This window comes from Salinimicrobium oceani (assembly GCF_012037645.1).
On record NZ_JAAVJR010000388.1, the window covers coordinates 1 to 520 of the forward strand.

Genomic DNA, 520 nt, shown 5'->3' on the forward strand with positions numbered 1-520 from the left:
TACACCGGGACAAACAACACACGCATATTCATCTTTACATAAACAGGATCGACTTTAATGGAACGGCATACAACGACAGCTTTATAGGGAAACGCAGTCAACAGGCAGCGGAAAAAGTAGCAGAGCAATATCAGTTAACAACAGTAAGACGATTACAAATTGAGAAGGAATTTAATCTGAAAGACATTCGGGCAGAGATTAAGCGACGGCATGATATAACTATGAAAAACTTTAAGCCAAAAAGCTTTGATCAGTACATCAAAGCCATGGAAGCAAATAAGGTGAAGGTCATTCCCTGCATCAATAAAGCTAACAAGTTGCAGGGTTTCCGTTTTGAGTTTGATGGCTATAACCTAAAAGGAAGCGAGATCCACAGATCTATGAGTGGCGGAAATATCGGAAAAGCCATGGCCGCTCAGGTTGGTGTAAAACCATTTCTAAAAGAAAATGAACAATTGAAGATGGCTGGAAAGGCGGTACAGCTCTCTAACCGAATGGTCGTGAGCATCACAAAGCATGT

1 protein-coding gene is annotated in these 520 nt (G+C 41.2%); it reads left to right on the top strand.

All coding sequences use genetic code 11. The annotated features are described in order from the left end of the window. Positions 1-520 (top strand): relaxase/mobilization nuclease domain-containing protein (locus tag HC175_RS17320; RefSeq protein WP_168139554.1); only part of this gene is annotated, 520 nt, incomplete at both ends.